This window comes from Catenulispora yoronensis (assembly GCF_039531695.1).
Classification (GTDB): domain Bacteria; phylum Actinomycetota; class Actinomycetes; order Streptomycetales; family Catenulisporaceae; genus Catenulispora; species Catenulispora yoronensis.
Window position 1 is genome coordinate 1 of record NZ_BAAAQN010000037.1, and the last position, 13,094, is coordinate 13,094.

The 13,094-nt window shown below is 72.7% G+C and carries 7 protein-coding genes and 1 pseudogene; 3 read left to right on the forward strand and 5 right to left on the reverse strand.

The features are described from left to right. Positions 1–678: 678 nt before the first annotated feature. From ABD481_RS26805 to ABD481_RS26820, 4 genes and pseudogenes are all read right to left on the reverse strand, one after another. On the reverse strand, positions 679–1,890 hold the full coding sequence (locus tag ABD481_RS26805) for a cytochrome P450 (protein ID WP_344668531.1): 1,212 nt from the start codon (positions 1,888–1,890) through the stop codon (positions 679–681). A 1,299-nt stretch (positions 1,891–3,189) separates the two neighbouring features. Next, positions 3,190–3,522 (reverse strand): annotated as a pseudogene (locus ABD481_RS26810) (RNA polymerase-binding protein RbpA); the annotation flags it as partial. 212 nt (positions 3,523–3,734) lie between these two features. Then, positions 3,735–5,120, reverse strand: a complete 1,386-nt coding sequence (locus ABD481_RS26815) for an MFS transporter (RefSeq protein WP_344668532.1) — start codon at positions 5,118–5,120, stop codon at positions 3,735–3,737. Continuing rightward, positions 5,120–5,914 (reverse strand): glycerophosphodiester phosphodiesterase family protein, encoded by a 795-nt coding sequence (locus ABD481_RS26820; protein WP_344668533.1) that lies wholly within the window; start codon positions 5,912–5,914, stop codon positions 5,120–5,122. Before ABD481_RS26820 ends, ABD481_RS26815 begins: the two co-directional genes overlap by 1 nt. A gap of 151 nt (positions 5,915–6,065) precedes the next feature. Between ABD481_RS26820 and ABD481_RS26825 the strand changes: the two genes are divergently transcribed. Beyond that, on the forward strand, positions 6,066–8,099 hold the full coding sequence (locus tag ABD481_RS26825) for a hypothetical protein (protein ID WP_344668534.1): 2,034 nt from the start codon (positions 6,066–6,068) through the stop codon (positions 8,097–8,099). A 231-nt stretch (positions 8,100–8,330) separates the two neighbouring features. On the opposite strand, the gene ABD481_RS26830 is transcribed toward ABD481_RS26825, so the two are convergent. Then, on the reverse strand, positions 8,331–11,315 hold the full coding sequence (locus ABD481_RS26830) for an ATP-binding SpoIIE family protein phosphatase (RefSeq protein WP_344668535.1): 2,985 nt from the start codon (positions 11,313–11,315) through the stop codon (positions 8,331–8,333). Between the two features lie 671 nt (positions 11,316–11,986). Between ABD481_RS26830 and ABD481_RS26835 the strand changes: the two genes are divergently transcribed. Both ABD481_RS26835 and ABD481_RS26840 read left to right on the forward strand, forming a co-directional pair. Continuing rightward, positions 11,987–12,319: a hypothetical protein gene (locus ABD481_RS26835; protein ID WP_344668536.1), complete on the forward strand. Its 333-nt coding sequence runs from the start codon at positions 11,987–11,989 to the stop codon at positions 12,317–12,319. Between the two features lie 2 nt (positions 12,320–12,321). Next, positions 12,322–13,041: a cellulose binding domain-containing protein gene (locus ABD481_RS26840; RefSeq protein ID WP_344668537.1), complete on the forward strand. Its 720-nt coding sequence runs from the start codon at positions 12,322–12,324 to the stop codon at positions 13,039–13,041. Positions 13,042–13,094: the final 53 nt, after the last annotated feature.

Below are 13,094 nucleotides of genomic sequence, written 5' to 3' on the forward strand. Positions count from 1 at the left end.
GGGGTGGGGGTGGGGGGTGGGATCGGGTTGCGGTTGCGGTTGCGGTTGCGGTTCGGGGGCTGGGTTGAGAGGCGGGGTTGATGACTTGCGGGTTGGCTTTGGGGTTGGGGCTGGGTCGGGAGCTGGAGTTGACTTCGAGGTTCGGGCCGATGCGCGCGCTTTGGGCGGTGACTGGGGCGGAGGGTTCTGGGTTGGGCTGGGAGCCGCAGTCGACTTTGATTTCGAGGTTGGGGTTGGGCTGAGGGCCGGGGCCGACTTCGAGGTTGGGTCCGACTTCGCGGTTGAGGCTGACTGGGCGTCGGGTTGGCGTGGCCGTCGTGGCTTGGGCGGCGATTGGGTCGGAGGATTCTGCGCCGGGTTGGCGGCCGGAGCTGGAGCCGGAGCCGGAGCCGCCTGAGAGACCGGTTGGCGTGGCCGTCGTGGCTTGGGCGCCGACTGGGGCGGTTCGGGCGCGGGCTCTGCTCCGGATCGGCGCTGCACTGGCGTGTCGATGGCCGCCTCCTCGTGATGGCCCACCTCTTCTGGCGACGTCGATCGTACCGATCAGGGCTGGTGTGCGCTGTCAAAGGGCGTGGCGGCAGCAAGAAACGTCCACGTGGGCGAACATGCGCCTGCCCACGTGGACGTTTATATGGCTGTTTACCTGGATGCCTGTCTGGAGGTCGGCGAGCTCGGGCGTTACCAGGTGGCGGGCAGAGACAGGATCGAGTCGACGATCTCGCCGCCGCTGAACTCCAGTTCGTCGCGGCCGGCGGTGAGCCGCAGCGTGGGCAGCCGCTTGAGGAGCGTGCCGAGGCCGATGTTCAGCTCCGCTTTGGCGAGGTGGGCGCCCAGGCAGTAGTGCGGGCCGCCGCCGAAGATCAGGGTGGGAGGCGCGTCCCGGTCGAAGCGGACGGTGTCCGGGTCCGGGTAGGCCTCGGGGTCGCGCATGGCGCAGTTGCCGGCGATCGCGACCGCTTGGCCGGCTTTGACGGTGCCGGAGGGCAGCTCGACGTCCTCGACGGTGAGGCGTAGCAGGGTGCTGTTGCTCAGGCCGGTGAAGCGGAGGAGTTCGTCGACCGCGCCGGGGAGGAGGTCGGGGTGGTCGAGGAGCTGGGTCCACAGTCGGCGGTCGTTCTCGTGGAGTTCGACGAGGAAGCGGCTGAGCGCGGTGGAGGTGGTCTCGTTGCCGGCGGCGATGAGGCCGGTGGCCATGCTGAGGAGTTCGGGCTCGGTGAGGCGGTCCGCGCCGTCGCGGGCGGTGATCAGGTCGTCGATGAGGTCCTCGCCGGGCTCGGCGCGCTTGGCCGCGATCAGCTCGGTCATGTAGCCGAGGAAGGCGCCGATGTGCGTTACGCGTTCCTCGGGCTCCATGCGCGCGGCGGCGGCGAAGGCGTTGGACCAGACGCGGAAGCGGAGGACGTCGTCGTCGGGGACGCCGAGGAGGCGGCAGATGATGCGGACGGGGAGCGCGAAGCAGTAGTCCGAGACGAGGTCGGCGGGGGGACCGGTCTTCTCCATCGCGTCGACGAGCTCGTTGGCGACGCGCTCGATCGCGGGCTTCCAACGCTCGATGCGGCGCGGGGTGAAGGCGCTGGCGACGATGCGGCGGATGCGGAGGTGGTCCTCGCCGTCCTTGTTGAGGAGGATGTCCGGGTCCTGGAGGAAGCTCGGCTCGGCGGTCATGCGCGGCGCGTCGGGGCCGGTGAGGTTGTGGGACATGCGGGGGTCGGCCATGGCGGCGGCGACGTCGCGGTATTTGAGGAGGAGGATCGCGGGGTCGCCGCTGGGGAGGCGGACGGGGGCGAGGGGGCAGGTGGCGCGGAGGGTAGCGTATTCGGTGGGGGGGCTGAGGGAGGGGCTGGGGAAGGGCAAGGTGGGGAGGTCGGGCAGCTGTTCGATTTCAGTCATGAGTGCGCGACCTTTCGAGTGGGGTGTCAACGCCGTGCGTCCCATGTCACAGGCTCGTCAATGCTCACGGTAATCGTGTGGCGGCGATGCGCAAGGAGGGGGAGTAGGGGAAATCAGGGGGCTGTGATGGGGTTGAAGGGTGCGGCTGCTGGTGGGGGTAAAGGCTTTTATTACGACCTTCGGCCACAGTGCTGACTGGTCTGTTGCGGTCCTTGGGTGGGTGGTGCTGTCGATCTCCGAGAGCTGTTGCGGGGGTGGGGAAACCCCAGATCAAAAGCCAGATCAAAGTCAACTGCGCCTCCGGCGGCCCCTCCGGGGAGGGCCTCGCTCTGGAAAGAGTGGGCCAGGCGGTTACCTTGCCTTAGCGCTGTGGTTCCGGTTTCGGTTCCGGTCTTTCCGTCGCATCGTCGCCTGAAGGAATCACACCGCCCAGGCGGTATCAAGGCGACCCTTCAGGCTTGTGCCCCAGCTCATGCGAGCCTTGACACCGCCTGAGCGGCGCGATTGGCTACGCCCGCCGACGCGACGGAAAGACCGGAACCGAAGACCTAACTTTTGGGCAAAGCAAAAACCGGGGCGACCGGTTGTGATGTCGACCAGTTTTGCCAGCCGCCGCCGGTTGTGAAGGTGGTGCGGCGACCCTTTGCGATAGTGACCGGTTTTGCTGGCTGCTGCCGGTTGAGATTGTGGCGGGGCGCTTGGTCGCAATGCTGACCGGTTTTGCTGGCCGCTGCCGCTTGTAATGCTGGCCGGTCTTGTTTTGCTTGCCGTTGCCGGTTGTGATGGCAGGGCGACTGGTCTGGTGCTGGCGGCGTTGAGCATGGTTGTTACCAGTGGGCGATCGTTGGTGGCATCGCCGCCTCGTGTGTGTCGTCGAGCGTTGACATGAAAAAGCCCGAGCCGCACCGTCGGGGGGATGCGGTGCGGCTCGGGGTCTGTGGGCGCCCCCTGGTGGTGGGTGGCGCTCGTCCTACTGTAGTCGTAGTTCCTGGTTCTGTGCGCGGCTGAGTCGTGCCTCAATAGGACATCGGTGGTGTGCGCAGGTGTTGGCGATCCGCTGCTCAGCAGTCGAGTCGCGTTGCTGCTTGGGTGGAGGTGGATCAGCCTGCGGTTGTGCGTTCGTCAGTCGGCGTGGGCTGCTGTTTTGCGGGTGGCCGGGCGGGCTGTCGCTGTCTTGGGCTTGCCGGCGGGGGAGGCCGGGGCTTTGACTGCGGAGGCCTTGGCTGCGGCTGCTGATTTCTTGGCTCGGCCCGCGATGGTGCGGGCGGGGGCCGGGCGGCTGAGTTCGGTGCTGCCGCCGATGCCGCCGTCGCGGAGGACGGCGAGGCGTTCGGCCAGGACTTCTTCGAGGTCGGCCACGGTGCGGCGTTCCATCAGCATGTCCCAGTGGGTGCGGGCCGGCTTGCCGGCTTTTTCCTCCGGGGGGGCTCCGTCGACCAGGAGGGCGACGGCGCCGCAGACTTTGCACTCCCAGGTGGGGGGTACGTCGGCCTCGACGGAGAACGGCATGATGAAGCGGTGCTCGTTCGGGCACACGTACTCGATGTCCTGGCGGGGGGCGAAGTCGATCCCCGCGTCGCTTTCATAGCTGGTCGCGCCCAGGCGCGTCCCGCGCAGTGCCCGCTCGCTCATTGGTGTTCCCTCCAGACGGTCTCACCCGGTCACAACGCGTCGCGGCGCACGTTTTGTTCCGGACCGGGTCGGGCGGACCGGGCCGCTGGCGTGGGTGGGTGTGCTCCACGAGCCTCCCACGGATGGGTTCCACCGGGCAAAAACGGGCAAACGTTGCCTGTCGGCTGATAGGAGTAGTGGGACGTGGGATTCGTCACACAGTGTTATGGGGGCTAGAGCCGGTCGGGGACCTGGTTGCCGGCGGTGCGGATGGCCGTTCTGAGGTCGGTGCGGGCCAGGAGGAGCAGGCCCAGGGCGAAGAAGGCGACCAGGGAGATGATGGCGGTGCGGTAGGAGTCGGTGAACTGGATGGCCAGGGCCACGGTCAGGGAGCCGATCCAGGCCACGCCGTTCTGGCTGACCTCGTAGAGGCCGAAGTACTCGCTCTCCTGGCCGGCGGGGATGATCTGGGCGAACAGGGAGCGGGACAGCGCTTGGGTGCCGCCCAGGACCAGGCCGATGCCGCAGCCCAGGACGTAGAACTGCCAGGCCGCGCCCTTGGTCATGGAGTAGGCGGCCACCAGGAGGGCGATCCAGACCAGCAGGGAGCCGGCGATGGTGCGGCGGGTGCCGTGGCGGGCGGCCAGGCGGCCCATCCAGAGGGCGCCGCCGAAGGCGACGAACTGGACCAGGAGGATCGCTGAGGCCATGACGGACTTGCCCAGTCCGAGCTGCTTGTTCCCGTAGGTGGAGGCGAAGGAGATGACCGTCTGGACGCCCTCGTTGTAGGACATGTACGCGAGCAGGAACAGGAGGGCGTTGCGGTTGCGGGCCAGGGCGGCCAGGGTGCGCCCGAGCTGCCGGTAGCCGGTGCCGGACTCGGGGCGTTGGGTTGCTGGGAGGCGGGAGGTGCCGGCGGTCAGGCGGCGGATGCCGGCGGTGCCGAACACCAGCCACCACAGGCCCGCCGAGGCCAGGGCCACCCGGGCCGCATGCCCTTCGGACAGGCCCAGGGGCTTGTGGGCGGTGTAGATCGCGAGGTTGACGGCCAGCAGGACCGCTCCGCCCAGGTAGCCGATGGCCCAGCCCTTGGAGCTGATCGCGTCGCGGTCGTCGGGGTCGGCCAGGGTCGGCAGGTAGCCGTTGGCGAGCACGTTGGCGGTGGAGTAGCCCAGCGAGGCGGCCAGGAACAGGGCTCCGCCCCACAGGTAGGCGCCGCCGGAGACGGTGTAGAACAGCAGCGTCGCGGTCACGCCCAGGGTCATCGCGGCGGTGAGGTAGGTCCGGGTGCGGCCGCTGCGGTCGGCGGCGGCGCCGATCAGCGGCAGGATCGAGGCCTGGAGCAGGGCGGCGGCGGTGACCGCGAAGGGGTAGAAGGACTCGGCGCGGATGCTCAGGCCCGCCAGGTGCAGGAAGTGCTTCTCGCCCCCGGCGGCGTTCTGGGCGATGTCGGTGAGGTAGGGGCCGAGGAAGACCGCGGTCACGGTGGTGGGGAACGCGTGGGCGCCCCAGGCGTAGCGGTACCAGCCTTTGCGGCGGGAGAGCTGTGCCGGGTCCGGGGATTCGGGGGACGGGTCGGCGGTGGCGAGGCTGGTCCTGGCGGTGTCGTCGATCGGCATCAGGACCAGTTTCCTCGTTTCGTGAGCACGGTCTTCAAGGTGTCGAGCCGGTCGGTCATGATGCCGTCCGCGCCGAGGTCGAGCAAGCGGTCCATCTCGGTGTCGTCGTTGATGGTCCACACGTGCACCGGCACCCCGGCGGCGTGCGCCGCCGCCAGCAGCCGCTCGTCGACCACGACGATCCTGCCCAGCGCCGGGGGCAGCTGCAAGCAGTCGGCCGCGAGCTGCGGCAGCGCGGCGGCGTCGGGGGCCTCGCCGGGCTTGAGCCGCCGCGAGGCCCGCCACATCCGCCAGGCCTCGCGCGGCCCGGCGCTGGTGCACACCTCCGGTCCGAGCAGCTCGCGGACGGTGGCCAGGCGGGCGTCGGAGAAGGAGCTGACGCAGACCCGCTCCAGCGCGTCGGCCTGCTTCAGCAGCGCGGCCAGCGGCTCGACGGTGTTGGGCTCCTTGACGTCGATGTTGAACCGGGCCCGCGGGAACTCGGCCAGCAGCTCGGCCATGGTCGGGATCGGCTCGTCCCCGATCCGGGCCTTGGCGATCTCGGCGGCGCTCATCGCGCTGATCCGGCCCCGGCTGTCGGTCACCCGTTGCAGGCGGCGGTCGTGGAAGGCCAGCAGCACGCCGTCGGAGGTGGCGTGGACGTCCGTCTCCAGGTAGCGGTAGCCGGCCTGCACGGCGAGCCGGAAGGCGGCCAGGGTGTTCTCGCCGGCCGGTCCGGCCGCGCCGCCGCGGTGGGCGAACGGGATCGGACCGCGGTGGTCCAGGTACGGGTGCCGGGCGGTGCGTGGGGACATGGCGGCCAGTATCGCAAGCCTCCGGGTCACAACTTAGTCAAAGAGCGCGTGGCGGCGTGCGGAGCCCGGCGTGGAGTCCATACTCTGATGCGATCGCCGCCCGGGGAGCGCGATCAGATGGTTTGCTGGTGGCGCACAGGTGCGGCGAGTCGTGGGGAGAGCGCGTTTGAAGGCGGCGGACCGGGCGGCTGACGGTTCCGGGGCGGCCGGGGGCGACGGCGCCGCCGAGCACGGCTCAGGGACCGGCGCTGAGGACGGCGGCGGTGGCGCTGGTGGCGTTGGCCCGCCGCGCGAGAGCCGGTTACGACGGGCCTCGGACATCCTCAACGAGGTGTTGTTCGGCGGCTCGGGCGGGCGGCGCTCCGGCGGCGATGCCGGCGATTCCGGCGAGCCCGGTTCCGGCTCCGGCGGCGATTCCGGCGGCGAGTTCGGCGATGATTCCGACTACGGCGATTCCAGCTACGGCGATTCCAGCTACGGCGAGACCGGGGTGGAGGACGGCGTCAAGAGCGATGCGGAGCTCGCGTCCGAGATCCGTGCCGCCGGCGGACTCGGCTCGGCGTCCGGCGGCTCGGCCTCCTACGGCTTCATACCGCCGAGCCCGCGGGTGCCGGTCGGCGCGGCGGCTGCCGCCTCGGCCCCCCGCACCACCCCGCTGACCTGGGACGCCCCCGCCCCCGGCGACGAGGCGACCCGCTACCTGTGCGCCGCCGCGCACGTCGACGCCGCATTCGCCCGCCGGGCCCTGCGGGAGTTCGTCTTCGACGACGGCCGGGCCCCGGCGCCGTCGGCCGGCGTCGACGAGATCCTGGTGCTGCGGCACTGCCTGGCCGCCCGCGCCCGCCGGCTGCATCGGGACACGGCGCTGGTCGCGCTCGTCTTCGTGGCGCTGCTGGTGTCGGTGTGGACGGTCGCGGCCTGGCTGCTGTGGGGCGCCGGTCTGCGGCTGCTGCTGTCCGGCGCCGGTGTCGGGCCCGGTCCGCAGCCCTACGGCGCGCCGTCCTCCGAGCCGCGGGGCCCGCGCTCCGCCTCGGTGATGCCGATGGCGCGCTTCGCCGCGCTGCTGTGGGGCGCGTGCGGCGGCGCCTTCCTGTTGACCGCCGCCGGGCTGGCGCACCCGTTCGGGATCCACGTCGCCGACCACCTGCGGAACGTCGGCCCGGGCTCCCCGTGGGTGGCGTGGCTGTTCGTGCCGCTGGCCGCCGCCGGCACCGCGTGGTCCATCGTGTTCGTCGAGCGCGTCGCGGCCCGGCACGTGCTGGTCGACCGCCTGCGCCGGGACCGCTTCGCCACGCACCGGTGGGTGACCACCGAGACCGTGTGGGCCCGCCGCGCGCTGGCCGAGCTCGCCGCCCGCGACGCCTCCGACCGGCAGGTGCTCGCCGACCCGGCGCGGCCGTTCGCCGGCTCCGGGCGCCAGGTGCTGCGCCGCCGCTGGCTGCTGGAGACCGGCCCGATCCGCTACGACGTCCAGGACATGATCGAGCGGGTCACCGACGCGCTGGCGGCCGGCGTCCCGGGGCTGGGCCCCGAGGGGCTGCTGGACGCGGTGGTGTGGGACGACTTCGTCGTCGCCACCGGCCCGGTGCTGGCCGTCGGCCAGACCACCGACGCCTCGCTGCGGCTGCTGCCCTCGCCGCGCGGCGCCGCCGCACCCCGGGTCTTCCGCCGCTTCCGCATCCTGTCCGACCCGGCCGAGACGGTCGTGACCGCCTACCTGTCCGCCTCCTCGGCGCCCGGACTGGCCCTGGTCGAGGTGCACGGCCTGGTGCTGGAGCCGGTCGCGGCCGCGTACCGGGGCGTGGACCGCCTGCCGCGGCTGGGACTGGCCGCGGCGCTCCTGGAGGCCTGGTACGCCGCCGCGACGCTGCCTCGGCTGCTGTTCGGCGCTCCTGCGGCGGCCGTCGCGGTCGCCGCCGACCCGCTGCGACGGCGGCATCGGCGCGCGGTGCTGGATCGCGCCGCCGCGCGCGGCCTGCCCGTCGCGGAGGGCGCGCGCACCTCGCTGCGCGAACTCGCGGTGGCTGGGGGAGCCGGGAATCCGGCGACGGCCGCTGGGGCCGGCCCCTGGACTCCCGCGCCGCTGGTGGACCGGGAAGGCGCGCCGTTCGCCCGCGAGGACGCGAACTTGGCGCTGGCGGTGGTGGAGCGGCGGGTGCGAGAAGCGCTGAGGCCGCTGCTGTAGGTCGGTCAGCAGGGCCCTTGGCCAGGCTGGCGACTCCGGCCAACCTGACCGATCTAACCACCTGACCTGACCAGTCTGACCAGCCAGCCAGCCAGCCCGGCCGTGGCCAGCGTGCCACTTCGGCCAGTCGGGCCAGTCCGGCTGTTCCGGCCAACCTGACACCCGGGCTGGCGAGTCCGGCCAGCAGGACCGGCCGGCCCGCCTGCTGAAGCCCGCCTGCTTCAGCCCGCCCTACCCGTCCGCCGACATCTCCGCCCACACGATCTTTCCGCGGTCCGTCGGCCGCACGCCCCAGCGCTGCGACAGTTGTCCGACTATCAGCAGGCCGCGGTGTCGCTCGTCCATCACCTGCGTCACCGCCGGGCGGGGGATCCGGCCGTCGCGGTCGGCGACCTCGACCATCAGGCGGCCCGGGTGCGAGCGGAGGGCCAGCTGGCTGGTGGTGGCCGCGTGCTGGGTGGCGTTCGTGACCAGTTCGGTCACCACCGACAGCACGTCGTCGGAGAGGTGCTCCAGGTGCCACTCGGCGAGTGTGGCGGTCACGAAGCGGCGGGCTGCCCGGGCGGCCATCGGGTCCGGGTCCAGGTCCAGCGACGCCTTGCGGATGCGGGTCGGGCGGGTGCGGACCATGAGCAGGGCCACGTCGTCGTGCTCGTCGCCGGACAGCATCGCGTGGAGCAGCCGGTCGCAGGTGCGCTGCACCGTCTCCGGCTCGCCCGGGGCGCGCCGGGCCCCCGGCAGGCCGGAGCCGACCGGCGTGTCGTCCTCGCGGACCAGCTCCGTGGCCAGTCGGGCCAGGCGCTCGGACAGCGGCGCGTTGTGGCACTCGACCAGGCCGTCGGTGTAGAGCAGCAGCCGGGTCCCGGCCGGGAGGGTCTGCACCTTCTCCTCGAACACCGCCTCGTCGATGCCCAGCGGCATGCCGAGGTCGTCCTCCATCAGGTGCGCGGTGCCCGCCGCGGTGATCACCGCCGGCGGCATGTGCCCGGCGCTGGCCCAGGTCAGGGCCTCCTCGGCGGGGTCGTAGACGGCGTAGACGCAAGTTGCGATCTGCTCGCCGATACCGTCGTCGAAGGCGGCCAGGGCGCCGGAGGCGTTGTGCGTGCCGGTCGCGCCCAGGGCGCCGCTCGGCGGGGCCGAGGACGAGGACATCGTGCACACCAGCCGGTTCAGCAGGTGCATGATCTGGCCCGGCGGCAGGTCCATCACCGCGTAGGCGCGCACCGCGGTCCGCAGCTGGCCCATGATCGCCGCGGCCCGGATGCCGCGGCCCATCACGTCGCCGATCACCAGCGCCACCCGGCCGCCGGCCAGCGGGATCACGTCGAACCAGTCGCCGCCGACCTGCGTGCCCTGCGCTCCGGGCAGGTAGGTGAAGGCGATCTCCAGCTCGGCGACCTGCGGCGGCGAAGCCGGCAGCAGCGAGTTCTGGAGCTCGACCGCGGTCTCCCGCTCCTGCCGGTAGAGCCGCGCGTTGTCCATCGCCGAGGCGGCCTGCGCCGCGATGCCCTTGACGATCTGCTCGTCGCGCTCGGTGAACCGGCCGGACTCGGAGTGCCCGAAGTACATCGAGCCCAGCACCGTGCCGCTGATCGTGGTGATCGGCAGCGCCAGGAACGACTTCACCGGCGGGTGCCCCGGTGGCAGGCCGTGGAACGGCGCGCGCTGCCCGTACCGGGAGTCGGTGGTGACGTCCGCGCAGCGGATCGGCGCCGTGCCCGGGAAGACCGCGCCGACCAGCGGCGTCGGCCGGGGCATCGGGAGCGACTCGAACCGCTCGGCCGGGATCTTGCCGGCCAGCACGAACCGGGTTTGCGCCTGCCCGTCGGTGGACACCAGCGAGTAGAAGCAGGTCCCGAACTCGGCGTCGATCGCGGTGGTCGCGGCGTCGGTGGCGAGCTTGGCGATCTTGCGGGTGTCGAGCTCCCGGGCCAGCGACTGGCCGATCATGTAGAGGGTCTCGACGATCCGCGTCTCCTGCGTCAGCCGCCGCTGCGAGGCGCGCAGCTCGGCCTCGGCGGCCTGGGCCGCGGCGTTGCCGTCGCCCGGGCTGGCGGCCATGGAGGACGGCGGCGGGGCCGCCTGCTGCGGGAGCAGGGTCACCGAGGGCCGGGGCCCGGCGCCGTTGCCGCTTCCGTTGCCCGTTCCGTTCCCGTTCCCGGCCGTCGCCCCGGGCGGGACGCCGTTGCCGCCGGGCGCGGTGGCCACCCCGCTCCCGGGCCCGCCGGGCGCGGACGCGCCGGGACCGGAGGCGCCCGGCCCGGCGCCGTTGCCGTTGCTGGTGCCGTTGCCATTGCGCGCGCCGAACAGCTGATGCCCCGACGCCGTGCCCACGCCCGGCGGTGTCGGTGCGAACAGCGGCGAGCCCAGCAGCGGCGTCAGCGCCAGCCGGATCGCCGCCGCCAGCGTCCGGAAGTGGGCCGCGGTCTCGGCCGGGATCCGGACCCGCGAGTACAGCAGGGCCGTGTAGAGGGACGTGTTGCGCACGCCCGGCAGGTCGGGATGCTCCGGGCCGCCGGAGTCCAGCACCGCGCCCAGCGCTATCGCCGACCGGATCTGGTAGTCGCGGACGAACTCCGGCGTCGGGACGTAGGGGCTGCCCAGGGCCTCGGGTACGTGGAAGACGTCGAACCGGTCGCGCAGCCGTGCCGACAGGCCCGGGCTTTGCTCGCCGCCGGCGCCTCCGCTGGCGCCGCCGCCCGCGCCCCCGCCTCCGGCGCCGTTCGAACCGTGCGGGCCGGGCGACCGTGGTGCCGGCGGGGCCGCCGGCTCCGGGGGCGGCTGCAGGCCCAGCAGCCGGTCCAGCAGGGCGAGCGCCAGCGGCGCGCGCCGCACCACGTCCGAGGCGGACAGCGGGATGGCCTGGTGGTCGCGGGAGTTGCGGCGGTCCGCCCAGTGCGGATGGTCGCCGGAGGTGGCCAGCAGCGTCAGGTAGGGCAGGCCGTCGTCGTTGGCGGCCGCCGCCGGGTCCCGGGTGGCGATGTAGCTGTGCAGGTCCGGAGTGAGGCGGTCCCAGGTGACGGTGTGGAACATGCGGGCCAGCGCGAAGGCCGGCCGGCCGGTGGCCGGGTCGGTGAAGGCTCGGCGCAGCCAGTCGACGATGGCGGCCGAGCCCTCCTCCATGGTGGCCGCGCCGGCCGTGGCCGCACGCAGCTCCCCGGAGGCGACGACCATGTCGGTGACCGAGAAACCGGAGAGGTCGAACGCCGACGCCATTCCCGCCGTCCTGTGGGTGGTCCGTGCGGCCCCCGGCGGGGGCCCAGACACAATCATGCCGACACTTCCTCACCCGGCGCGGTCGTTTGCCCCATCCGGCGCGGCGCCGGGCTTCCGGCCGGAGGCCGCCTCACCTGGGACGCTGCCACGGGTGTTGTGCCCGGACCGGGCCGGGGCGATAGCTTTTGCCCACGATCGGGGCACGATCGGCCGGCAATCGCGGCAATGCCGCCAAGCCGGGCCGGGACCGGCGCGGGTCGCGGGTCATGCCGGCCGGGCCGGGCCGGCGCCGGGAGGCGCCGGGCTGAGATAGAAGGCGCGGGGACGGGCAGCACTGGGATATGCGGCGGGATTTGGGGCACCGGGATTCGCGGCCTTGAACGGCACGGCCGGCCGGCGGGCGGCACGAGGGTGGACGGAGCGGGAGCGGAGCGCAGTGGGCGAGCACACGACCACCACCCCGGGCACGGCCATGGGCGAGGCGGGAGCGGCGGGCGGCAGCGGTGGCGGTGACCATGACGGTGACGACCGCGCGGTCGAGACGACCACCGAGCTTCGGCTCGGGGTCGGGGCGCAGGCCACGGTCGAGACCCGGATCGGAGCGGAAGCCGGAGCGGGAAGCGGAGCCGGAGCAAGAAGCGGAGCCGGAGCGGGAGCCGGAAGCGGAAACGGTGCCGGGACCGGTTCTGGATCCGGACCTGGTTCTGGACCCGGCCCTGGGACCGGGTTCGGATCTGACTCCGGGCCTGGAGCTGGGACCGGAGCCGGATCCGGAGCCGGATCTGGGATCGGATCCGGAGCTGGAGCCGGATCTCGAGTCGGATCTGGAGCCGGAACCGGGATCGGAGCTGGAGCCGGATCTGGAGTCGGATCTGGCTCTGGGACCGGCTCTGGGAACGGGTCTGGACCTGGCTCCAGCTCCGGATCCGGAGCTGAACCCGACCCCGAAGACGAGGATCCGGCCGAGGTCCGCGGTGGCTGGTACCGAGGAACGGTCCGGCTGACCGTGGCCGCGGCGTTGGTCGTGGCGGCCGGGTGTGCGGGGTTGCTGGCCGCCGGGCGGCTGGGTGCGGTGGGGACGCCGGGGTCGGCGTCCGCGGACTGCGGAGCGGTGTGCGCTCCGGCGGACGGGGGCCGGACGGCGGCCGCGGGGGTGCCGGGTGGCGCCGGGTCGGCCGGATCGGTGCCGCAGGGGTCGTCGGCGGCGTCGCCGACGCCGGGGCCGACGTCGCCGTCCGCGCGCTCCGGACAGCAGTCGCGGCCGGGGCAGCAGGGCCGGCCGGGATCGCAGGGACAGCCGGGGCCGGGGTCGGCCCAGGGCGCGCCGGGGCAGCGTTCGAGCCGCTCGTCGCCGGCCCCGCCGGCCGTTCCGCCCGCCGCCGCATCCTCCGCTCCTATCTCAGCCTCCGCACTTGTGCAGTTCAAGGTAACCAGTCATTGGGGCGAGGGCTATCGCGCCGCCGTGACGGTCACCAATACCGGCGCGGTACCGCTGACCGACTGGCACCTGACGTTCCAGGTCACCGGCGCCACCCTGCATCAGCCCACGGACACCGGCGAGACCGCGATGAGCGGCGACGTGGTGACCGTCACGCCGGCGGCGTGGCGCCCGGCCCTGGCCGCCGGCGCCGCTGTCACGTTCGGATTCGGCTTCGACGGCACCCTGGTCGCGCCGGCCGGATGCCTCTTCGACGGGACGCCGTGCGAACTGACGTACGTACCGTAGGGCCCGGGGCGGTGGTTCCCTCCCGAGAAGTCTGACAAACACCTGATATCCCC